This is a genomic window from Rhodococcus sp. BL-253-APC-6A1W, assembly GCF_012843405.1.
Taxonomy (GTDB): domain Bacteria; phylum Actinomycetota; class Actinomycetes; order Mycobacteriales; family Mycobacteriaceae; genus Rhodococcus.
Window position 1 is genome coordinate 19,080 of the sequence record NZ_JABAFB010000006.1, and the last position, 22,544, is coordinate 41,623.

The window sequence follows — 22,544 nt, forward strand, 5'->3', positions numbered from 1 at the left end:
TCACAATTTAATTGTCATTTCGGATACCTAATTATATCGTCCTGGGCATGCAACTCACTCGGTTCACCGATCTCGGACTGCGAGTTGTCACGCATCTGGCCGCCGCCCCGGCGGCAGACCTGCCGAACACCGCTACGGTCGCCGAACAACTCGGACTGTCGTACGCACACACCGTCAAGGTCGTTGCGCGACTCGGGGAGCTCGGCGTCGTCATCACCCGGCGCGGGCGCGGAGGTGGTCTGGCCATCACCGAACTCGGCCGAACCGCCACGATCGGGTGGCTCACGCGCCAGCTCGAGGGTGAAGGCGAGGTCGTGGACTGCGACGGACCGAAACCATGTCCCCTCCGCGGCAATTGCACTCTTCGCGTTGCCCTGCGCACAGCTCGGGAAGCTTTCTACTCCGCGCTCGACACACTCACCGTCGCCGATCTGGCGACCCGGGGCAACACTGCCGAACTGCCTTTTCCCGTGCCCCCGCGAATCTCGCCTCCCACCCACCCATGAGGAGAACCCCAATGCCGCTCTCACCCGGATCCAAAGACGTCATCGCAGCGACGCTGCCCGCAGTCGGTGCGGCCATCGGCGACATCACGCCGTTGTTCTACCGCAAGATGTTCGACGCTCACCCCGAACTCGAACGGGACCTGTTCAACCGCGGCAACCAGAAGCAAGGTGAGCAGCAGAAGGCGCTCGCCGGTTCCATCGCGGCGTTCGCGACCCTTCAGCTCGATCCGGACCCGGCGCGCGTCGAGTCGATCCTCTCCCGCATCGCGCACAAGCACGCATCGCTGGGAATCAAGCCCGACGAGTACTGGATCGTCCACAAGCACCTGTTCGAGGCCATCGTGGAAGTTCTCGGCGAGGCCGTCACTCCCGAGGTCGCGGCGGCGTGGGACGAGGTGTACTGGCTGATGGCGAACACCCTGATCGCCCTCGAAGCCGACCTCTATGCCGCCGCAGGCGTCGAGACGGGTGACGTGTGGCGCACCGTGCGTGTCGTCGACAGGACGCACCAGTCCGCCGACACCGTGTCCTTCACACTGGCATCGAAGGACGGCTCGGTTCTCCCCACTTTCCGCCCGGGACAGTACCTTTCGGTCGGCGTTCGACTCCCCGACGGCGCGCGCCAGATCCGCCAGTACAGCTTGTCCAACGCTCCGTCGAAGGGCGACTGGCGCATCACCGTCAAGCGCGTCCTCCCGGCCACCGGCGCCGACGGGACAACCCATCCCGCAGGTGAGGTCTCGAACTTCCTGTTCGACAACGTCTTCGAAGGTGACGACCTCGATGTCACGACTCCGTTCGGTGATCTGGTGCTCCCCGAGGACGACAAGCCGATCTTCCTCGCCTCGGCCGGGATCGGGTGCACACCGATGATCGGCATGCTCGACCACCTCGCGGAATCCGGCGACGCACGGCGCATCTCGATCCTCCACGCGGACCGATCTCCCGCGAGCCACGCGCACCGGCGCGAACTCGAAACACTGGTGGAGCGGATCCCGTCGGCCGACGTGTACCGGTGGTACGAGGACCTCGGCGCACGGCAACCGCTGGAGACCATGCGCGTCGGCCGGGCCGACATTTCCGATCTCCCACTCGATCCGACCACGCGGGCATACCTGTGCGGTCCGTTGCCGTTCATGCTCTCGCTGCGTGAGGCGCTCATCGCCCGGAACGTGCCGGCCGAGAACATCCGTTACGAGGTGTTCGGTCCGGACAGCTGGAGCCCCGCGTCCTGACGACAGGAGTCGTCGTCGCTCATCCTCCACCCTTGCTCGCCGCATGGCCCGACGCGGAATTCGCCACGCGCGCAACGACCACCGGAAGCCTCGCGCCGGTGCCGAAGTGCGCTGCGCGCCGATGCAGTCGACGCCGTCGTCCGCGTCGCGGTGAGGGTGGAGGATGGTGCAGCGGCTCGGCGTAGAACAACCGTTTGGCGAACTCGATCAGAACCAGGTAGCCGACGATCAGCACGACGAGCATGGCGAAGAACCCGAGCGGCAGGCTCGTGAAACCGAGGTCGTCGGCGAACGGGGAGTAGGTCACGCCGATACCCACGGCGAGGACCACCGCGACCGTCACGATCAGGGTGCGGCTCGGCCGGCTGCGGATGAAAGGCGTACGGCGCGTGCGGATCGCGAAGACGATCAGAATCTGGGTGGCCAACGACTCGACGAACCATCCCGTACGGAACAGTTCCGGTCCGGCATGGAACACCCCGAGCATGAGCCCGAACGTCACGAAGTCGAACAATGAACTCAGCGGGCCGAAGAACAGCATGAACCGGCGGATGAACCCGATGTCCCAATGCGACGGCGCACGCAGTTCCTCCGGGTCGACCCGGTCGCCCGGGAGCGCCAGCTGACTCGAGTCGTAGAGCAGGTTGTTGAGAAGGATCTGGCTGGGCAACATCGGCAGGAAGGTGAGCACAGCCGATGCGGCAGCGGCACTGAACATGTTGCCGAAATTGCTAGACGTGCTCATCAAGACGTATTTGATGGTGTTGGCGAAGGTCCGACGGCCCTCGGTGACGCCGTCGGCGAGCACACCGAGATCCTTTTCCAGAAGAACCACGTCCGCGGCGTCTTTCGCCACATCCGTGCCCGAATCGACGGAGATTCCGACGTCGGCGGCATGGAGCGCGAGCGCGTCGTTGACACCGTCCCCGAGAAACCCGACCGCGCGCCCATGCCCGCGTAGCGCCCGCACCAACCGCGCCTTCTGTTCCGGGGACACCCGTGCGAACACAGTTGCACGCTGGGCGATTTCAGCGAACTGATCGTCGTCGAGACGTCCGAGTTCGGCGCCTGTCACGCTGCCAGCCGAGCCGAGACCCAACTCGGCGCAGACCCGCTCCGCCACCTGGGCGTTGTCGCCGGTCGCGACCTTGACGGTGATGCCCAGTCGAGCAAGCCGGTCCAGCGAGTGTCGTGCCGACTCCTTCGGCTCGTCCGAGAACACGAGGAATCCCGTCAAGTGGAGGTCGTGCTCGTCGTCGGCTCCGACCCGGGTCCGCGACCCGTCGAGATTCTTCGTCGCCACCGCGACGACGCGGCGCCCCTCGTCGAACAGCTGTGCCAGCCGCTCGCGCGCGTCGGCACTCGCCTCCACACACCGCGCCAGCACCGATTCGGGTGCGCCCTTGACCACCAGAAATGTCGCGTCGCCGTCCGGACCAGCGGTCAGCGCCGAGGCCATGCGACGACTGTGGTCGAACGGTACGCCGTCGATACGCCGGTACCGGTCGGCCTGCCCGCCGACCTCCCCCGCCGACTCCCACAGTGCCGTGTCCATCGCGTTGGCCGCGATCCGCTGCCCGGGACCGGCGGTTTCCGTCTCGGTCGCGAGCAATCCGTGCAGCACTGTGTGTTCGGCGCTGTTGCCGTCGAGAGGTACGGCTTCGACGAATGCGATCCGCCCGGTGGTGAGGGTGCCGGTCTTGTCCGTGATCAGGAAGTCCACATCGCCGAGGTCTTCGATGCACACGAGTCGCTTGACCAGCACCTTCTGCGCTGCCAAACGGCGGGATCCGGACGCCAGAGCGGTGCTGACCACTGCGGGAAGCAACTGGGGCGTGATACCCACCGCGATCGCGAGCGCGAACAGCAGCGACTCGATGAGCGGGCGGTCGAGCAGCAGATTGATCAGGACGATCAGCGATGTCAGAACCAGTGCGACCTGCAGCAGCAGCACCGAAAAGCTTCGCAGTCCGCGCTGGAAGTCCGTTTCCGGTTCCCTGTCACCGAGTCCGCGAGCGATGCGCCCGAATTCCGCGTTCACTCCTGTCGAGACCACCACGCCCGTGCCGGTCCCCCCGTGGACGATCGTGCCCATGAAAGCGCAATCCGTCAGGTCCGCCGTCGCCGCACCCTCCGGGACGGCATCGGTGGTCTTGACAGCGGGTTCGGATTCTCCGGTGAGCACGCTCTCGTCGCATTCGAGATCGACGACGTCCAGCAGTCGGATGTCGGCCGGCACGACGTCCCCGAGCACCAGGCGCACCACGTCGCCGGGTACGAGTTCGGTGACATCGACCCGCGCGGCCGCGCCGTCCCGCAGAACGACGGTCGTGTGCCGCACGTTCGAGTGCAGCGCAGCGGTCGCACGTTCGGCCCGGTACTCGTTGACGAATCCGAGGCCGACACTGGCGACGAGAATGATCCCGATGACGACGGCGTCGCTCCGATTCCCGAGAAAGAACGACGCGATTGCGGTGACGGCCAGCAGGAGCAGCAGTGCGCTCCGCAACTGTCGCGCGAGGACTGCCCACACCCGCACCCCGTAACTCCGGACGGCGTTCGGTCCGACACTCTCGAGTCGCTCCGCGGCCTCCGTGGCGCTCAGCCCGGACGACGAGGATCCGAGGCGTGACAGCACCTCGGCGACCGGGCTCGCGGCGGCGTCGCCGATCGCCAGGCCGGGAGAACCCGCCTTGTGCTGTGTCCGCTGCGCACCTCCGGCGATCATGTCGCCGGACGGATCGTCCCGGCGTCTGCCACCGTCTCGCCCTCGCAGGCGCATTCGGCCGCAATCGCTGTCGTCTTGTTCGGTGAGGTCGGCATTGATCTCGCTCGTCTCGAAGGCGTGACGTCAAGCGGGGTTCTTCCGCGTCGAGCGGGGTATTTCCGCGTCACCCGTGTGGTTTCGGCGGACAGGCGCACCCGTGATCATCGCAGCGTCCGCGCGGGAATGCTGTCGAATGCTCGTTCTCCGGTCCCCCCGTCAGGAGAGATGATGGCGCGGTGATCGTCGTCGTGGTTGCGCTGATCGTGCTGGTGCTCGTCGCCGCCGTCGTGCGACCGCACGGATTGCCCGAGGTGGCGGTGGCCGGACCCGCTGCGATTCTGTTGCCCGTGATCGGGGCGTTGACGCCCGAACAGGCGCTCGATCAGGTGCGGGCACTCCTTCCGACGGTCGGTTTCCTCGCCGCGATCCTGGTTCTGGCGCACGCGACGGACGCTCACGGAGTGTTCCGGTGGATGGCCTCGATGCTGCGGCACAGCGCACGGGGAAGTCCCGTCCGGTTGCTCGTGTGGGTCTTCGCCGCATGTGCCACCACGACCGCGGTACTGAGCGTCGATGCGACGGTAGTTCTGCTCACTCCCGCTGTGCTCGCCGCTGCCTCTCCATGGGCATTTCACGTCGTCCGGCGAGTTATGCGTCTGCGCATCCGGCAAACTCCGCCTCGACCCTCATGCCCGTCGATGCTGCTCGGGGTGAATCTCGGGCCGAACCTCACCTACACCGGCTCGCCGGCGACGATGCTGTGGCGGTGGGTCGTCACCCGCCGCCGACGCGGCACCGCCGGTAGCCGTCCCTGAATCCTTTGCCCCACACAGCACCAACCCTCCAGCCAGGAGACGTGAGATCGGTCGTGTGGTCGGGAGTGTCCGGCGCGGCCGCACGGACCAAAGACCGCTGTCCGGCGCACAATGTGCCGTTTGCCCGGCTACGCTCGCGCCCATGGATACGGGCGTCGACCGAGCACCGAGCCTGCCCCGAGGCGGGAGCCTGCTCGCACTGCTGAGCATCCTGCTCATCGGCTTCGCCGTAGCAGTGTTCCCGTCTTTTCCCGAACCGCTCGATGCCGGTGCTCCGCCCGAGGTCTTCAGCGCCGGACGCGCCGCCACCCATATCGACGCGATCGCCACGACGCCCCGTGTTCCGGGCACGCCCGAGCACACCGCAGCGCGCGACTACCTCGTCGCCACCCTCCAGGAACTCGGATGGCGCACCACGGTTCAGTCCGGCGTCGGATGGACGACGAACGACGATCCACCCGAACAACGCGGCGCCCGGGTCGGGAACATCATCGCGATGGTCCCCGGTTCCGATCCCACCGGAACCGTAGTGCTCGCCGCTCATTACGACACGGTGGTCGGATCACCCGGCGCGGGCGACGACGGGATCGGGGTGAGCACCGCACTGGAAACGGCACGGGCCCTCGGTGTCGGTCCCGCGCCGCGCAACGACATCATGGTGCTGCTCACCGACGGTGAGGAGAACGGACTGCTCGGCTCCCAGGTGTTCACCCGGTCGCGTTCACCCGCACTCGGCCCGACGGTCGTCCTCAACCACGAGGCCCGCGGCAATGCGGGAATCCCGATGACTTTCCGGATGACCTTCCCCAACGGCGCTCTGCTCGACGCACTCACCCGATCGCCGTGGGCGGAGGCGGACTCCCTCACCCAGCTGGCATTCGAGGCGCTCCCCAACGACACCGATTTCAGCAACTTCGCCGACACCGGTTTCTCCGGATTCGACACGGCGATCGCGTCGGGTTCCGCGTACTACCACAGCCCGCTCGACACGACGGACCGACTGAGCCAGGAGTCGCTTCAGCAGATGGGCGAGACCTCCCTGGCCACGGCCCGGGCCCTCGCGGACACCGACCTGCTGACGCTCGACGACGCGGGACACGAAGTCGTCTCGCTCGTGCCCTGGGGGCTGATCCACTATCCCCGGTGGGTGGAAATTGCCGGCGCGGTGCTCCTCGCCGTCGGGGCCGCCGTTCTGGTAGTCGTACGGATCCGCCGCCGCGAAGCGACGATTCGTCAGATCCTCGCCACCGGCGCTGCCGCGCCCGTCGCAGGGATCGCGTCGGCGGGGATCGCCTGGCTCCCGTGGTGGCTCGCTCAGCAGGTGGCGCCCGGCATGGCATCACCTGTTACCGAGGAACCGTACCGTCCCGGACCGTTCCAGCTCGCGGCTGTCGTTGCCGCACTGTGTGTTCTCATTCTCGTCATTGCTGCGCTCCGGCGACGGGTGCCCGGTCCCGCCGTCACCTGCGGGATCTTCGTTGCCATCGCTGTCCTAGCCTTGGCGGGCACGCCCTTTCCCGGGGTCGCATCGGCGCTGGTGCTGCCCGTCCTGCCCACAGTGATCGCCGTGCTCGTCACACTGGCTCTGCCCGCCGAGGCGCTCTGGTGGCGTCTTGCCGTGCTGACGGTCGGCGCGCTCCCCGGAGCGGTGCTGGGCGCCGGTGCGGTTCTCGTGTCGTTCGACGCGGGGTTGGTTGCCGGTGCCTCCGCTGCCGGCGCGTTCGTTCTCATCACGTTCGCGGCGACCGCACCGCTCTGGGAACCGGTCCTGCGGCCGACGAAGGTCTGGTTGTCCGCGGTCACCGCGGTGGTCCTCGTCCTGGTGTGCACCGCGACAGCCGGCTTCGTCAACCGGGACGGGGCGACGGATCAGCGTCAGGAATTCCTCTGGTACGCCCTCGACACCGACAACGGCACAGCGACCTGGGCATCCCCGGACGCACCTCGCTCCGAGTGGAGCGAGGGCTTGCTCTCCGCGTCCGCTTCGCCGCTCCCGGACCTGTTCCCGTGGCGTGGCGACCAATCGCTGTCGCAGGGTCCGGCGCCGGTGTCCGATCTGGCACCGCCCGACGTCGAAGTTCTCGAGGACACGAGTTCGGGTGGGGCGCGAGAACTCCGTCTGCGCCTGTCGTCGCCCAGAGGGGCTCACGCCGTGGGTCTGTGGGTCGACAGCACGACGGCAACGGTGCACGGTGCGACCGTCGACGGTCAGCGAGCCGAGCCGTCCTCCGACTTCGGATTCATGTTCTGGGCGCCGGGCCCGAACGGCATCGAGGTCACACTCACGCTGAGTGTGCTCAGCGATCGGCTCGGTGTCCGGGTGAGCGATCTTTCGGGCGACCTGTCGGTGGTGCCCGGCTACGAGCCGCCGACCGATCGGGTGGTCGTGCAGCCCAGTGTGGTGGTCACGCGCGCCCTGGAGATCTGAGTGCCCTGGAGATCTGAGCGTGGTGGGGTCTGCCTACCGGATCAATCCCACTGGTGAACGGGGTTGCCCTCGAGCATGTTCCCCACGTACTCACCCATCATCCCTCGGAGCGCGGTACGCCGGTCTTCGCCCGACGCTTCCCGCTTGGCGACGTGCTCGCGCTGCCACGCCGCGCCGGTCCTCCGGTTGCCGCACCGGCCCTCGATGATCCCGAGGTACCGATCGCGGGCTTTCGACGAGAGGCCGAACGCCTCGAGTCCCTTGTCGGCCAAGGGCAGCAGACACCGCAGGACGAGTTCGTCGGCACCCACCCAGCCGATCTTCGGCCAGTACAGTCTGGCGTCGAGACCGAACTTCGCACCGAGGACCAGATTCTTCTCGGCCGCATCGAAACTCATCTGACGCCACAGCGGTTCTTCGGCGTCGACGAGCGCGCGAAGGGCGCCGTAGTAGAACGCCGCGTTCGCCATCGTGTCGAGCACCGTCGGCCCGGCGGGCAGCACACGGTTTTCGACGCGGAGGTGCGCTTGCCCGTCGCTGATGTCGTACACCGGACGGTTCCAGCGATAGATCGTGCCGTTGTGCATCTGGAGTTCCCGCAGTTCGGGAATCCGGCCGGCATCGAGTTCGGTCATCGGATCCGAATCGCTCACCTCGGGCAGCAGCGCCGTGAAGTAGCGGGAGTTCTCCTCGAAGAGGTCGAGGGGAGATTCGATCCAGCGCTCACCGAACCACACTCGGGGCCGCACGCCCTGGTTCTTCAACTCGAACGGGCGAGTGTCGGTGGCCTGTGCGAACAACGGGATCCGGCTCTCGTGCCACAGCGACTTGCCTGCGAAGAACGGTGAGTTGGCGCCGAGGGCAACCTGGACGCCGGCGAGACACTGAGCCGCATTCCAGTGCGGTGCGAAGTCCTCGGGTGCGACCCGCAGGTGCAACTGCAACGAGGTGCACGCCGCCTCGGGGACGACCGAATTCATGTCCTCGCGAAGAGATTCCACTTCGTCGGTCCCCGGAAGCGGTACGCCGTCCAGGTCCAGTTCGAGGTCTTCTCCGCGGGCCGCGAAAATCTGCTCGTTGAGAGCCTCGTAGCGCGGATTGGCGGTGATGCGGTCCCGTCCGAGGTGGTCGAGTTCGAGAGTGGGGAGCATCCCGATCATCACGAGCTGGGCATTGTGCCGGTGCATCCGGTCGGCGGCGCGCCGCAACGAAGACCGGAGAGACTCTTCGAGCTCGAGGGTCGCGTCACCGGTCAGCGGACCCGGCTCGACGTTCATCTCGACGTTGAACTGGCCGAGTTCGGTCTGGAAGACGGCGTGATCGTCGATCGCCTGCAGCACCTCGATATTCGACATCGCGGGAGCCATGTCGTCCTGGACGAGGTTGAACTCGATCTCCATGCCGAGTTGCGGTTCCGGCGACGAGTGCACGTCGACGAACATGTCCTCGCGCAGCATCCGTTCGAGCGCGCCGATGCAGTCGCGTACCTTGCGACGGAACGCTCGCCGGTCCGCGCCGGTGAACGAACGTGCCGAAATCTCGGTGCCCACGGAACCCCCGGTCGCGCTGACGTCTGTCTCGGAACAAGCCTAACGCTCGCACGGCAGCCCGCAGGAGACAGGCGATCAGACCGAGCGGAAGTTGTCCCAGTCGGCGACGACACCGCGGTTGCTGAGCCACGCGTTGGGGTCGACCTTCGTGCCGTTCTGATCCCAGACCTCGAAGTGGAGGTGCGGGCCGGTGGACCAGCCGAGGTTGCCCACGGTTGCGATCTGCTGCCCGGCGGAGACACGTTCGCCGGCTGCGACCTGGTAGGTGGCGACGTGGCCGTAGACCGCCGTGGTGCCGTCGTCGTTGAGCACGCGGACCCACTGTCCGTATCCGGATGCCGCACCCGCGTCGAGCACGGTGCCGTCGGAGGCGGACATGATCGGGGTGCCGATCGGGGCTGCGATATCGATACCGCCGTGGTGCGCGCCCCAGCGAGCACCGAAGTCGGAGGTGAGCGTGCCGGACACCGGCTGAACGGTGCTCGGCTTGATGGGGTTGAGGGCGTTGAGCCAGTCGCTACCGCCGCCGAACTGGTCGACGAGCTGCGTGATCTCGGCCGGAAGCTGCGGGGCGTCCTGCGCGGCCTGCGTGGTGACACCGGGGATCGCCGGAACCTCGACACCCGCGGGCAGCAGGCCCTCGGGCAGAGCGAACGGGAGCGTTCCGGTCGTGGGCGCTTCGGTGTGGGCCGGCGCTTCGTGACCGGGATGCGCGGCGGCAGTGCCGGCGGTGAACTGGGCACCGACGGCGAAGAAGGCACCGGTGGCTGCGGCGACGGTTGCGGCCTTCACCGGCGCGGACGTACCGGTGGGCTCCACGCGGTGACGGCCCTTATTGGACGGGGAAAAGGAAAAATCGATATCGAAAGCATTTTCTTCACGTGCGAGCTGGTGCCGTCCCACAGTCATTTTCCCGTTCGTCGTCCCGATTTCGAGCTGAGCCTCCGGTGGCCCGTCGTTCCTGGCGACCCAAGGTAACAAAACGATATAGGGATGCGCCAGCGTGATCATCTCTTAATCTCAGGGTGCGGGACAACGGCCGATTCGACCCCCACCGGACCGACGCCGAGAGCCGTTCGCTTCGCCCTCGGCACCTGCCGCCCGCTACACTCACAGCGCGCCATGATCCGGTCCGCCGCCTCACGCGCGCGCCCTCGTAGCTCAGGGGATAGAGCACCGCTCTCCTAAAGCGGGTGTCGCAGGTTCGAATCCTGCCGGGGGCACAGAAGAACGATCCGTCGCCCGGTACCGGCTTTCGCGAAGCTCGGACGGGCGACGGATCGCTTCGTACGGTCTTGCCTACTTGAGTGTGCTGCCGGCGTCGACTGTCAGAGTCAGGCCCGTGACATACCGGGATTCGTCCGACGCCAGGAAGAGCACAGCGTTGCTGATGTCTTCGGGTTCCACCCAGCCGATCGGCAGCACGTGCATGAACTGTGCCGCCACCTTCAGGTCGTCCGGTCCCGGATTCTCGAGGTCGGGGCGGAACATCTTCATGGCGCCCTCGTTCATGAACATCGGGGTGTTCACATTGGTGGGGTGCACCGTATTGACGCGGATGAAGTGTTCACCCAGCTCGACTGCGAACGAGCGCATCAAACCGACGACACCGTGCTTGGCCGCGATGTACGGGCCCGTATTCGGATAGGCCTTGAGCCCGCCCACCGAACTCGTCAGGATGATCGAACCACCCTGCCCGCCCTCGATGATGTGGGGTACGGCTGCCTTCACCGTCTTCCAGACTCCCGACAGGTTGATGTCCTGCATTTCCTGCCAGTCGAACTCGTCGGTCTGGTGAAGCGGGGTTCCGCCCGTTCCGATCCCGGCGTTGGCGACGATGATGTCGAGCCGCCCCAGTTGTGCGACCCCGTCGTCGACGGCGGCCTTGACCGCGTCGAAATCGCGGACGTCGGCTTGCACCGTCACGATCCGCCGGTTCAGGCCCTTGACCGCCTCGACGGTCTCGGCCATGTCCTCCGGAGTGGCCGGTTCGATCAGTGCGTTGTCCCTGATGGGGCCGCAGATGTCCAGGGCGATGATGTCCGCGCCCTCTTGGGCCAATCGCACCGCGTGACTACGTCCCTGACCGCGCGCGGCACCGGTGACGAACGCGACCTTGCCTTCAACTCTTCCCGCCATGAACTCCCTCTCTCATTGCGCCCCGGGCGATGACCCGGCGCGGTAACCGTGGGACTGCTTCAGTCGAATTGTGTTCGGGTATCAGGGATTTCTGGTGTACTCGATGTTCAGCTCGACGAGTCCGCGGAGCAGGAAGGTGGGCTCGTAGAGGAACTTCCGGTCATCTTCCGGGCCGTGTGCGCTGTCGCTGATGCGGATGTCGCTCATGCGGTCGAGCAACTTGTTGAGCGTGACGTGGCCTTCGATGCGGGCAAGCGGCGCGCCTGCGCACGTGTGCAGGCCCCGCCCGAATGCGATGTGATCGTGCGCGTTCTTGCGATCGAGCCGGAATTCGTTCGGGTTCTCGAACTTTCGCGGGTCGCGGTTGGCCGCGGCAAGGCTCAGCATGACCACGGTCCCCGCGCGGACCTCGACGTCGCCGATGGTGGTGTTCTTCTTCACCAGGCGGAAGTCGACCTTGGTCGGACTGTCGAAGCGCAGCGACTCTTCCATGAAGGGTTTTACGAGGCTGCGATCCTCGCGCAACATCTTCTGGTATTCCGGTCGTTCGCAGAGCACCCGCAGCGCCGAACTGAGTAGCTTCGTCACCGTTTCCTGGCCGGCTGCGAACAGGAAGGTCGCCGGCCGGACGAGCTCGAGCAGTTCCGGCGTGGTCCCGTCCGGATACGTTGCCGCTGCCAGACCACTGAGAATGTCCCCGCGGGGTTCACGTCGCCGCTCGGCGAGGTAACCGGAGAAGCGGTCGTCGAGGTACTCGAGCGGATTGACCGCGACCGTTCTATGGTCGAGTGCCCCCACCGGGATACCGGATCGCTCGGCGGCACCGAGCGCGAAACGGAACTCTTCGCGGTCCCCCTCCGGAACTCCCAGAAGGTCCGTGATCGCCAGAGTGGCAAACGGTTTGGCGTACTGCCCGAGGAACTCGCAGTGCTCGTCGTCGAAGAATTCGTCGAGCACCTGGTCCGCGAGCGACCACAGGTACTCCTCGTTTTCCTTCAGCCGCTTCGGCGTGAGGAGCCGGCCCAGCAACGAGCGTGCACGCGTGTGATCGGGAGGGTCCATCACGACCATGTGCTCCGAGATCGGAAAGAGGTGACGGTGCGCCGCGATCTGGTCCGTGATGTCGTCGCCCTCGGGTTCGAACGGCAACGGCGGAAACGGCCCGCCGATCGCGTTGACCGCGGAGAGCGCCTCGGAGTTCTTGAAGCCCTCGACAACCTCCGGATAGCCGGTGACCACCACGACGCCGTAGTTCGGCTCGCGGAACACGGGATTCCGGCTTCGGAGGTGGTCGAAATAGTCGAAGGGGTTTTGCGCCAGGTCGCCGTCGGAGAAGTAGTCGGCTGAGGCGAGATCGGTCATCGGTTCACTGACCTTTCGGTGAACGAGTGGAGGTGGTGGAGGAGTCCTCGCGGATACCGATGGCCTGGCGCGGGCATGCACTCACGGCCGAGTGCGCCTTGGGCCACAAAGCTTCCGGTGGTGTCTCGTTGCACGTCGCGATGTCGTCGTCGGCGAGTTCGAAGATCTCGGGGGCGATCTCGACACACAACGCGTGGGCCTCGCACATATCGCGATCGATGTGCAGGTGCTTCGGTGGTCCCGTCATCGGGCGCTCCAAAGGGTGAAGTCGGGCCCGGACGGCGAGAGCACGCATTCGGCGTGAATGCCGTCCGATGTACGGTGAGTAACGGTGTTACCGGCGTCACGGTAACTCTGTTATCCGAGGACGGCAAGGGAATTGGTAGAAATGGAGAACACCATTTTGCGCGACGGCGAGGACCGACTTCTCGACAGCGTCGTAGAGCTGCTCGACGAGGGAGGATTCGAGGCGGTCCAGCTACGCGAGGTGGCCCGCCGCGCACGCATATCGCTGTCGACCGTCTACAAGCACTACGCCACCCGCGACGTCCTCATTCTTGCCGCGATCGAGCGCTGGATGGAGAGCAACCACTCGGCCCTCGTTCCGCAGACCCGGCACGCGGACGAGCCGTTGCACCCGGCCATGATGAGAGTCCTGCGCGCGATCTTCGAGCCGTGGGAGAAGCACCCGCACATGCTTCTCGCCTACTTCCAGGTGAGAGCCGCACCGGGCGGCGAAGGACTGCACGTGCGGGGCTTCGATCCCGTCGTCCCTGTAGGCATGGCGGTCCTGTCCGACGTAGACCCCGGCTTCGTCGCCGAACTGAGGTCCATCCTGTCGAGCGTTGTCTACGGTCTGGTCGGACGCTGCCGCGACGGTGACATCGCCATCCACGACATCATGCCCACCATCGACCGGACGGTCTTCTTGCTCACCACCGGGTACGAAGCGACGCTCAGGGGCAGCGAGTCGTGAGCGCGGCGCGGTCTCTCGAACGTCAGGACGGGCCGGCCAGTAGTGCTTGCTCGACCGCCGAGTCCACCCCGTCGAACCAGGGTTCACCGTGGCCCGGCAGAACGGTGCCGGCAGCGGTCTCCGCGAGAGCCGACAGCGACGCCAGAGCCTGAGCGCTGTCGGTCGTCGCGGCGCCCGCGACCACGTGCGGTCCTGTTTTACAGGTGTACGGGTCGAGGGTGACGAGCGCATCGCCCGAGATCACGGTATTCCGGTCCGGGAGGTGGAGGGCACAATGCCCGAATGTATGACCGGGCGTGAAGACCGCTCGAGGCCCACCGGGAACATCGAGCCGAGCGCCGGTCTCGAACGGGGTCGTATCCGGGAGGCCCCGGACCCCCAACGCCCCCGCTGCCGTCATCCGGCCGAGGACCAGGAGTGATTTCGGGTAGCGGAAGGGATAGAGCAGGCGCGGACGCTCCGGCTTGTACCGGTACGGATGCGCGGCGAGATACTGCTCCCGCCGATGTGCCCACACCGGAACCCGCCACGCGCGGTGCGCACGACGCGCCGAACCGACGTGGTCGAAGTGCGCATGCGTCAGCACGATCGCACGCACGTCCTGCGGCGAGCGTCCGATCTCCCGCAGGGCGGATTCGATGTGGCGGAAGGTCGCGGGAAAACCCGTGTCCACCAAGGTGACACCGTCGTCGTCCTCGACCAGATACACGTTGACGTGAGCGTGCTCGATCCTGTGCACGCCGTCGGCCACATTACGTTCGAACATGGGTCCTCCTCGGTCGGACGGGTGTCGTACACGTGCGGGCGTCAGTCCTCGGGATTCTCCTGCGCCCGTTGTCCACGCAGTTGCCGCGCGGCGTCGCCGGCACCCTCCTGATCGAGCGCGCCGAACATCTTGTCCACCTTGGCACCCGGAGCCCGCGGCGGCAGCAACGGTGTCGCGGGATCGGTCACCGCCTGGATCACCACGGGACGATCGGCGGCGAGCGCCGCGCGCCACGCGTCGTCGATGTCCTCGGGCCGCTCGATGCGAATGCCTTCGAGGCCGAGCAGCCGGGCATAGTCGGCATACGGAAACACCGGTACGTCCTGTGAGGCCGGGATGCGGGCGTCTCCCTCCATTTCTCTTTGCTCCCACGACACCTCGGCAAGGTCTCCGTTGTCGAGCACGAGGACGACGAACCTCGGGTCGGCCCAGTTGCGCCAGTGGTGGGCCACCGTCACGAGTTCGGAGTTGCCGCTCATCTGCATTGCACCGTCGCCCGCGAGCGCGATCACGGGTCGATCCGGCCGGGCGAGCTTGGCAGCGAGCCCGTAGGGAAGCGCGGACCCCATCGACGCCAGTGTGCTGGACAGGTGCGCCGGCACGCCCCGGGGCAGCCGCAGCATCCGCGCATACCAGTACACGACCGAACCGACGTCGACAGCGACCTGAGCGTCCGACGGCAGGTGGTCGGACAGCGCGGCGACAACCGCCTGCGGATTGAGCCGCTCCGGCTTCTCGGCGCAGCGCGCCGCCGCGATCTGCCGCCAGTCCTGCACCATGTTCGCGACTTCGTCGCGCCACGGGCGCCGGCTCTGCTCGAGTCGCGGAAACAATGCCTGCAACGTCTCGGTCGCGTCACCGGGAAGCGCCACCTCGATGGGGTACTTCGCACCGAGATTCCTGGACTCGATATCGATTTGCACGGCCCGGGCCTGCCCGGGCGCGGGGTAGAACTCGGTCCACGGGTCGTTGCTGCCCACGATGAGCAGGGTGTCGCACCCCGCCATCAGGTCGGCGGATGCGGTGGTACCGAGGTGACCCATCACCCCGCAGGCCCACGGCTCGGTCTCGTCCACCACCGGCTTACCGAGCAGCGACGTGGTGACGCCGGCACCGAGTCGCTCTGCCACCTCCGCAATCTCGGCCGCGGCACCGTAAGCGCCCTGACCGACGAGCAACGCCACTTTCTCACCGGCGTTGAGTACGTCCGCGGCCCTGTCGAGATCGGTCTCGGCGGGAATCACGCGTGGCGAAGCGAAGGCGGCGGTGCTGGGAACGAACCCGTGCGCGTGTTCGCGTTCCGGTTCGTCCGCCTGCTGGATGTCGTGCGGCACGATGACACAGGTGGGGCTGGAGGTGGCTCGGGCGGTGCGGAACGCATTGTCGAGCGCGGGCCCGAGCTGCTCGGGACTGTCGATGCTCTGCACGTACTGGGCGCAGACGTCCTTGAACAAGGTGGGCAGTTCCACCTCCTGCTGGTAGCCGCTCCCCTGTGCGGAGGTGACCACCTGGCCGACGATCGCGACCACCGGTTTGCTGTCGAGCTTCGCGTCGTAGAGTCCGGTGAGGAGATGGATTGCGCCGGGACCCTGGGTCGCGAGGCACACCCCCACCTCACCGGTGTATTTGGCGTGGCCGGTGGCCATGAACGCCGCCATCTCCTCATGGCGTGCCGTGACCAACTCGATGTGGTCGGATGCGCGATCGAGCGCGGCGAGGACGGGGTCGATCCCGTCCCCGGCGTACCCGAAGACCCGGCGCACTCCCCAGTCCTTCAGCCGATCAACGATTCCGTCGGCCACATTGGGCATACGCGTCTCCTGTTCTGCGGTCGGGCGAGCGGATCGCGGTTCGGGTTCCCGGTGCAACAGCACCGAAACCTCACCACCCGTCCTGTACGAGAAGCCGAGAAGGCGGAGGCGCGCGGGATTACCGCGGGCTGTACATGATCATCGCAACGCCCACCAGACAGACGAGCGCGCCGGACACATCCCACCGGTCCGGCCGGAATCCGTCCACGACCATGCCCCAGGCCAGGGAACCGGCGACGAACACACCGCCGTACGCCGCGAGAATGCGTCCGAAGTTCGCGTCCGGTTGCAAGGTCGCCACGAATCCGTATGCACCCAGTGCGATCACACCCGCGCCGACCCAGACCCATCCCCGGTGCTCACGCACTCCTTGCCACACGAGCCAGGCGCCGCCGATTTCGAACAGCGCGGCGACAGCGAAGAGCAGCAGGGACTTCAGGATCGTCACGGCGACACCCTAATGCTCGCCGGTACCCGGCGAGTCTCCGCCGTGACCGGAATCAGGGTGCGTCGGTCACAGTTCGTCGATGGAGACCACGCCGTCCTGCAGCGCGCGGGCCAGGAGCGAGGTCTTCGTGGGCGCGGCGCGGCCCACGCGTGCGTACTTCTCGCGAATGCGCACGATGTGAGTGCTCACGGTGGCCGCAGTGACGTACAGGCGCGAGGCGGCCTCGGACTTGGATTCACACACCAGCCACTCGCGAAGGATCTCGATTTCACGGGCCGTCAGTGCCGGCTTCCGGTAGGTCGGGGTCTTGTCGAGCATGCTGGTCATGGCGTATCCCTCTGTAGGCAACGATCGACCGAGCACGATCCCCCGACGAATCCTTCTCGGTCGGGAGAACGCTACAGCGAGATACCGGTCGCCCCCAGCCCCATGTTCTCCTGCCCATGAAACGAGGGGCATCGTCAGTTCCGCGTAGTCGATGGTCCTCCGGTGGACACCAGGGCGCCGAGGGACACCGAGCGGCCCTCACGGTCGAGTTCGATCCGGCGTACCTCGGCGTCGCCTCGCAGCAGCACGGTCACCAGCGCAGTACGTCCCGGCGGAAGAACCCGCACGGTCGCCGATCCGGTCCATACGGTGTCCAGGCAGTCCGCCACCGCACGATGCACCCGATGACGCACCGACGCGGGCGTGTCGTCCATTCCCTTGTCGTCGAGCATGACCACTTCCACTCCCCGCAGGCGCGCCGCCTGCGCGGCTTCCACGACCGCGGGATCCTGCAGCGCGGGCGCCCGCAGCATGTCCCGCAGGCGTGCTTCGAGGAGCGCGCACTTCGTTCGGTCCTCGTCCCTGAGTGCCTCTCCGGACGCGAGGAGAGCGAGCATCGGCCGGGCCAGAGCATCGAGCCGGTCGAGTTGCGCGTCGCGTTCCTCGAGAAGGGCGGCGGTGGCGGATTCCCGTGCGACCCGGCGCGTGGACTGCTCTCGAAGGACGTAGATGGAGCGCGCCAGCGGCCGGATCGTGTACGCGAACACCGTGCCCATGAGCACCGGTCCGGCATTGATGACAGACACGCCCAGGGCGTAGGCCGCTCCCGGTCCTTCCGTCGCTCCCCACACCGCCGCGGTGAGGAGCATCAGAATCAACCCGATCCACGCGAGGAGCGTGCGCCCTCGCACACACATGAACACCAGGATCGCTGCGGACATCCCGAAGGTCCACAGGTGCACGGGCTGCTCCGTGGGGCCCGGCGGGACCACCGAGAAGAGAGCACCGCACGACACCGCTCCGGTACACATGAGTGCCAGCGCCGGGCGCAGCGGCAACGGGTCCCCTTCGACCCTCACGAGCACGAAAGCCGCCGCCACGCACACCAGCACCGCAACGGCCATCGGCCAGACGGACTCGACACGGTCGACGTTGTACGCGGCGAGCACGACGCAGGTCACCGCATACAGTCCCGCGAGCGCGCGCGCAGCCGTGCTGTGCATGTGCAGAAGGTCCGAGACGGTCGCATTCGCACCGGTCACGTCGTCTCCTCCCGCCACGACAGGGACACCATGGTTCCGGCCCCGGGCACCGTCCGCACGTCCGCGGTTCCACCGGGAAGCTGGTTCATCCGCGCACGGATACTGACACTGACCCCGAGGCGGTTCTGCGCCACGACGTCCGGGTCGAAACCGCAGCCGTCGTCGACGACACGGACGTCCAGACTGCCCGGCCCGGCGTCGATCACCACCGACCGCGTCGCGTCCGGTCCGGCGTGCCGCACGCTGTTGCGGACGGCTTCCCCGAGCGCCGCAGCGATGACGCGGACCGGTTGCGCCGGAAACAGCGCCTTCTCGTCGCCGGGCGAGATGCACGAGGAGACAGCGACTTCCTCGTCCGCTTCGACGGCAGCGGTGCGCAGTCGGGACACGGCCACGTGCGCGGCCATCATCTCGTCGTCGTCGCCACGGCGTCGGAGATTGTCGAGTTCGGCCAGCGCTCGTGCCGCCTGGGGAACGACGGATTCGTCGGGTGCACGACGGGCCGCCGCGAGCAGCGTCGACATCACCCGATCGTGGACGAGTGCAGCGAACCGTTCACGTTCACGGTTCCGGGCCTCCAGCGCGGCGGTGGCTGCTACTTCGGCGTGGGTCGCGGCAACAGTCTCGTCGAGCGTGCGCCCGGTGCCGAGACCCACCACGGCCGCCGCGAGAAAGACGGTGCAGAAAACGAGTCCGAACGCGACGTCGGGGAGAAGGTTCTGTACGAACGGAGCATCTCGGACGGTGTGATCGGCGCCCTGTGCGAGCAGGATCGCACACACCATGTGCAGGAACGCCCAGGGCGGCCGCCAGGCCACCGCGGCCGCGAACGAGGCGAGTCCGGGGAAAGAACTGAACCACAGGGTGTGGTCCTGCGGGACAACCGATCCGTTCCAGGCGGGGAACCACAGAGCCAGCGCCACGAGGTAGAGGATCGCGTTCGCCGCCGCGAACTGCTTCATGCGGTGAGCACCGCTCCACGACGCGGAGAAACCGAACGCTGCGCTCGACCCGAAGATCAACGTCACGGCCACCGGAGTCCACCACGCGGCGGTCAGATCCGCCTGCCCGATCACCTCGCCGAAGACCAGCAAGAGATAGCAGACGTATCCGATTGCGATGAACCGCGCGAACATTCGCACGAGGCGATCGGCGGCCGCGGTCCCAGCGCCGGAGATCCGGTCAGCCACGACGACGGGCATCGTGGCGCTCCGGAATCGGCAGCCACCCGTCCTCGATCGCACGCTTGTACAGGTCGGTCTTGGTGGGAGCGGGCCGGCCGGCTTCGGCATACTTCGCCCGAATCCGTTGCAGATAGTCGTTGACGGTTTGCGGGGCGAGCCCGGTCAACCGAGCGACACGATCCAGCTTCTCCCCCGATGCGTACAGTTCGAGCACCTCGAGCTGCCGGGGACTGAGGCCGACATCGCCGAGTTCGGGATCACCGTCGATCGCAGCGGCCCACTCGGTGCTCGCGATCTGCCCACCATTCGCCGCGACCCGGATCGCCGCGACCACCACCGCGGCGGGTTCCGACTTGCGGACCACGCCGAGAACTCCCGCGCGCGCCGCGGACCGCAACAGAAAAGGGTTCTCGGCACCGGTGAAGAGGAGGGTTTCGAGTCCTACCGCCCGCAACTGTTCGACATTGTCCTTCGGCGACGACCCGTCGGCCAGCCGCAGGTCCAGCACGGCGAGATCGAGGTCGGTGTGTTGTGCGAGCAGTGCGGCCACTGTCGGAGCCGCACAGACGAGATCGAGATCCGGCTGGTCGGCGAGCATCGCCGCCAGTCCCAGAGCCACCGACTCGTGGTCTTCGACAAGCCCGATCCGGCGGACGGGAGCAGAACTTTCGGCCATGACAGCCCTCCCGATTGCCTGATGTCGTATGCAGAACGAACGGTATCAGCCCGCGTCGGTTCCTTCTCTGCGCACGGACGCCGGGTCGAGATCGTCGCGCAGCCCCTGCCAACTCGTGTGCCTGAGCCGGCCACCGTCCGTCCACCCCTGAAACCGCACTTCACCCACCAGTTCGGGACGTAGCCAGACCGCGTCTCGGCTCTCCGCCCGCGGCACCTCGTCGGAGAACGGGCTCGACTTCCGCACCAGCCTCCGCATCGCGGTCGTCAATTCGGTGAGGGTGTGCTCGTCGAATCCGGTGCCGACCTTTCCCACGTACACGAGACGGTCGTCGTCGTACACCCCGAGCAGCAAAGATCCGAAAGTCGCGGAGCGATTGCCTTTTCCCGGCTGGTAGCCGCCGACGAGAACCGATCGGGTGAGCCAGTTCTTCTCCTTGATCCAGGCGCTCCCCCGCTTTCCCGGCAGATACACCGAGTCGCGACGCTTGGCGATCACACCTTCCCAGCGCGCGTCCCGGCTGCGACGGAGTGCCTCTGCCCCGTCACCGGGCAACTGGTCGGGGACGAGCAGCCCGTCGGTCGCGGCGGCGAGCGCGCCGAGCACCCGGCGCCGGTCGTCGTACGTCTTGCGCAGCAGTGACACCCCGTCCAGGTAGAGCACGTCGAAAACCCGGTACTCCGCTTTCACCCCTTGCTGCAGGCGCGAAAAGCTGGTGACGCCTTGGGGATCGACGGCCACGATCTCACCGTCGAGCACCGCGTCGTGGCCTTCGAGGATCGTCGCCAACTCGGCGAGCGGAGGGTATTCCCCCGTGATGTCGCGTCCCGATCTGCTGTGAAGGCGCAATGTGCCGTCGCAGACCTCGGCAATCGCACGATAACCGTCCCACTTGCCTTCGAAGGCCCAGTGTTCGGCGTCCAAGCCGGCTACCTCGCCGGGAGTCGCGAGCATCGGAGCGATGTCGCGCGGAAACGCGGACGCGCGGGCACCCGACGACTGTTCCTTCATACGGTGTGCCAGCCACTGGTCCTTCTCGGTACGGATCAGTGCGTACCGTCCGTCTATCCGGGTTCCGTGCAGGTGGACGATCACCTCGTCGTCGCGCCACTTCTCGGTCTCGTAGGTGCCGGTGTCCCAGATGGTCATGGTCCCGCCGCCGTATTCGCCCTTCGGGATCGTGCCGTGGAAGGTGAGGTATTCGATCGGGTGGTCCTCGGTGTGGACGGCGAGATGATTGCGACCAGGACTGTCGGGCAGGTTCTTCGGGACGGCCCAGGATGCGAGGACCCCGTCGCGCTCGAGCCTCAGATCGAAGTGCAGTCGCCGGGCATGGTGTTCCTGGATGACGAACCGGTCGCCGGAACCGTCCCCCGCAATACCGCGCGGCACGGGTTCGGGAGTGCGCGAGGCGTCGCGTTTGCTCCGGTACGCCTCGAGCGCGTCGGAGGAACCCCGGGTATCGAGTGGCGGATCGAGGCCTTCGAGCAGGTCGCCGTATTCGCCGAGGCGGTCGAGCACCTCGTCGAACCGCAGGTGCCGCAGGTCCGGGTCGTCGAGTTCGTCCCACGCGCGCGGCGCCGCGACCCACGGCTCCTCGCGTCCACGCAGCGAATACGGTGCGACGGTGGTCTTCGCCCCGTTGTTCTGGCTCCAGTCGACGAACACCTTTCCGGGCCGCACCGACTTCGACATCGTGGCGGTCACCAGGTCGGGGTACGCGGACGCGAGGTTGGTCGCGACCTGCTTGGCGACGGTCGAGGCCCCGGAGGTGCTCAGTATCCGATCGAGCGGGACATACAGGTGAATCCCCTTGCTGCCGCTCGTGACCGGATACGCCGTCCAGCCCAGTTCGGCCACGGTGTCGCGGACGTACCGGGCCACGACCGCGCATTCGGGTAGGCCCGCTCCGGGCCCCGGGTCGAGGTCGAACACGATCCGGGTGGCGGGACCGGCGTGGTCGTCGTCGAAGCGCCACTGCGGAACGTGCAGTTCGAGCGCGGCCTGTTGCCCGAGCCAGACGAGGCTCGCAGCCGAATCGAAGAGCGGGTACGTGACCCGGCGTTGCTTGTGGTGCAGCGTGCGGCGGTCGATCCATGCCGGGGCGTGCTCGGCGAGGTTCTTCTCGAAGAACGCCGGTTCGTCGACACCGTTGGGCCACCGTTTCCGGGTACCGGCCCGGCCCACCACGTGTGGAAGCATCGCGTCGGCGACGGCCTCGTAGTAGGCGATGACGTCGCCCTTCGTCGTGCCGGTCCGCGGATACAGCACTTTGTCGGTATTGGTGAGCGTGATGCGGTGCCCGTCGACCGTGCGTGTCGGCATCACCTCATAATGCCGTGCCCGTGCCCG

General features: G+C 66.9%; 19 protein-coding genes and 1 tRNA gene. 6 read left to right on the forward strand and 14 right to left on the reverse strand.

From position 1 onward, the window contains the following. The first annotated feature begins 47 nt into the window (after nucleotides 1-47). Together HF877_RS10400 and HF877_RS10405 are read left to right on the forward strand one after the other, a co-directional pair. Nucleotides 48-506 (forward strand): Rrf2 family transcriptional regulator, encoded by a 459-nt coding sequence (locus HF877_RS10400; protein ID WP_169621111.1) that lies wholly within the window; start codon nucleotides 48-50, stop codon nucleotides 504-506. 11 nt (nucleotides 507-517) lie between these two features. After that, a complete protein-coding gene (locus tag HF877_RS10405; RefSeq protein ID WP_169621112.1) occupies nucleotides 518-1,741 on the forward strand; it encodes a globin domain-containing protein in 1,224 nt (407 codons plus the stop codon). 19 nt (nucleotides 1,742-1,760) lie between these two features. Here the strand turns inward: HF877_RS10405 and mgtA are convergent, their stop codons facing one another. Then, nucleotides 1,761-4,469, reverse strand: a complete 2,709-nt coding sequence (mgtA, locus tag HF877_RS10410; RefSeq protein ID WP_206036955.1) for a magnesium-translocating P-type ATPase — start codon at nucleotides 4,467-4,469, stop codon at nucleotides 1,761-1,763. A gap of 275 nt (nucleotides 4,470-4,744) precedes the next feature. On the opposite strand from mgtA, the gene HF877_RS10415 reads away from it, so the two are divergent. Together HF877_RS10415 and HF877_RS10420 are read left to right on the forward strand one after the other, a co-directional pair. Beyond that, nucleotides 4,745-5,323 (forward strand): SLC13 family permease, encoded by a 579-nt coding sequence (locus HF877_RS10415; protein WP_346765108.1) that lies wholly within the window; start codon nucleotides 4,745-4,747, stop codon nucleotides 5,321-5,323. A 142-nt stretch (nucleotides 5,324-5,465) separates the two neighbouring features. Then, nucleotides 5,466-7,751 (forward strand): M28 family peptidase, encoded by a 2,286-nt coding sequence (locus tag HF877_RS10420; RefSeq protein ID WP_169621114.1) that lies wholly within the window; start codon nucleotides 5,466-5,468, stop codon nucleotides 7,749-7,751. 41 nt (nucleotides 7,752-7,792) lie between these two features. Here the strand turns inward: HF877_RS10420 and HF877_RS10425 are convergent, their stop codons facing one another. Together HF877_RS10425 and HF877_RS10430 are read right to left on the reverse strand one after the other, a co-directional pair. Next, nucleotides 7,793-9,301 carry a glutamate-cysteine ligase family protein gene (locus HF877_RS10425; protein ID WP_169621115.1) on the reverse strand — a complete coding sequence of 503 codons (1,509 nt, stop codon included), beginning with the start codon at nucleotides 9,299-9,301 and terminating at the stop codon, nucleotides 7,793-7,795. Nucleotides 9,302-9,376: 75 nt separating this feature from the next. Beyond that, nucleotides 9,377-10,204, reverse strand: coding sequence for a M23 family metallopeptidase (locus tag HF877_RS10430; RefSeq protein WP_169621397.1), 828 nt, complete (start codon nucleotides 10,202-10,204; stop codon nucleotides 9,377-9,379). 247 nt (nucleotides 10,205-10,451) lie between these two features. Between HF877_RS10430 and HF877_RS10435 the strand changes: the two genes are divergently transcribed. Then, nucleotides 10,452-10,524: transfer RNA gene (locus tag HF877_RS10435), tRNA-Arg, on the forward strand. A gap of 76 nt (nucleotides 10,525-10,600) precedes the next feature. Here HF877_RS10435 and HF877_RS10440 read toward each other — a convergent pair. The 3 genes from HF877_RS10440 to HF877_RS10450 form a co-directional block, all read right to left on the reverse strand. Further along, the gene (locus HF877_RS10440; protein WP_169621116.1) at nucleotides 10,601-11,440 is read right to left on the reverse strand and encodes a mycofactocin-coupled SDR family oxidoreductase; all 840 of its coding nucleotides are present in this window, start codon (nucleotides 11,438-11,440) and stop codon (nucleotides 10,601-10,603) included. Between the two features lie 81 nt (nucleotides 11,441-11,521). Further along, entirely contained in the window at nucleotides 11,522-12,802 is a 1,281-nt protein-coding gene (locus HF877_RS10445) for a cytochrome P450 (protein ID WP_169621117.1), read from the reverse strand. Nucleotides 12,803-12,806: 4 nt separating this feature from the next. Further along, a complete protein-coding gene (locus HF877_RS10450; RefSeq protein WP_169621118.1) occupies nucleotides 12,807-13,049 on the reverse strand; it encodes a ferredoxin in 243 nt (80 codons plus the stop codon). Between the two features lie 141 nt (nucleotides 13,050-13,190). Here HF877_RS10450 and HF877_RS10455 point away from each other — a divergent pair, with 141 nt between their 5' ends. After that, nucleotides 13,191-13,778 (forward strand): TetR family transcriptional regulator, encoded by a 588-nt coding sequence (locus HF877_RS10455; RefSeq protein WP_169621119.1) that lies wholly within the window; start codon nucleotides 13,191-13,193, stop codon nucleotides 13,776-13,778. A gap of 22 nt (nucleotides 13,779-13,800) precedes the next feature. On the opposite strand, the gene HF877_RS10460 is transcribed toward HF877_RS10455, so the two are convergent. The 8 genes from HF877_RS10460 to HF877_RS10495 form a co-directional block, all read right to left on the reverse strand. Then, complete coding sequence (locus HF877_RS10460) at nucleotides 13,801-14,544, reverse strand: MBL fold metallo-hydrolase (protein WP_169621120.1); 744 nt, start codon at nucleotides 14,542-14,544, stop codon at nucleotides 13,801-13,803. A gap of 41 nt (nucleotides 14,545-14,585) precedes the next feature. Next, on the reverse strand, nucleotides 14,586-16,355 hold the full coding sequence (locus HF877_RS10465) for a thiamine pyrophosphate-requiring protein (protein ID WP_169621121.1): 1,770 nt from the start codon (nucleotides 16,353-16,355) through the stop codon (nucleotides 14,586-14,588). A gap of 118 nt (nucleotides 16,356-16,473) precedes the next feature. Continuing rightward, nucleotides 16,474-16,803, reverse strand: a complete 330-nt coding sequence (locus HF877_RS10470; protein WP_169621122.1) for a YnfA family protein — start codon at nucleotides 16,801-16,803, stop codon at nucleotides 16,474-16,476. Nucleotides 16,804-16,869: 66 nt separating this feature from the next. Continuing rightward, nucleotides 16,870-17,130 (reverse strand): LuxR C-terminal-related transcriptional regulator, encoded by a 261-nt coding sequence (locus HF877_RS10475; RefSeq protein WP_169621123.1) that lies wholly within the window; start codon nucleotides 17,128-17,130, stop codon nucleotides 16,870-16,872. Nucleotides 17,131-17,264: 134 nt separating this feature from the next. Continuing rightward, on the reverse strand, nucleotides 17,265-18,332 hold the full coding sequence (locus HF877_RS10480) for a hypothetical protein (RefSeq protein WP_169621124.1): 1,068 nt from the start codon (nucleotides 18,330-18,332) through the stop codon (nucleotides 17,265-17,267). Continuing rightward, entirely contained in the window at nucleotides 18,329-19,534 is a 1,206-nt protein-coding gene (locus HF877_RS10485) for an ATP-binding protein (protein WP_169621125.1), read from the reverse strand. Before HF877_RS10485 ends, HF877_RS10480 begins: the two co-directional genes overlap by 4 nt. Next, nucleotides 19,515-20,192, reverse strand: coding sequence for a LuxR C-terminal-related transcriptional regulator (locus tag HF877_RS10490; protein WP_169621126.1), 678 nt, complete (start codon nucleotides 20,190-20,192; stop codon nucleotides 19,515-19,517). Before HF877_RS10490 ends, HF877_RS10485 begins: the two co-directional genes overlap by 20 nt. A gap of 45 nt (nucleotides 20,193-20,237) precedes the next feature. Further along, the gene (locus tag HF877_RS10495; RefSeq protein WP_169621127.1) at nucleotides 20,238-22,517 is read right to left on the reverse strand and encodes an ATP-dependent DNA ligase; all 2,280 of its coding nucleotides are present in this window, start codon (nucleotides 22,515-22,517) and stop codon (nucleotides 20,238-20,240) included. Nucleotides 22,518-22,544: the final 27 nt, after the last annotated feature.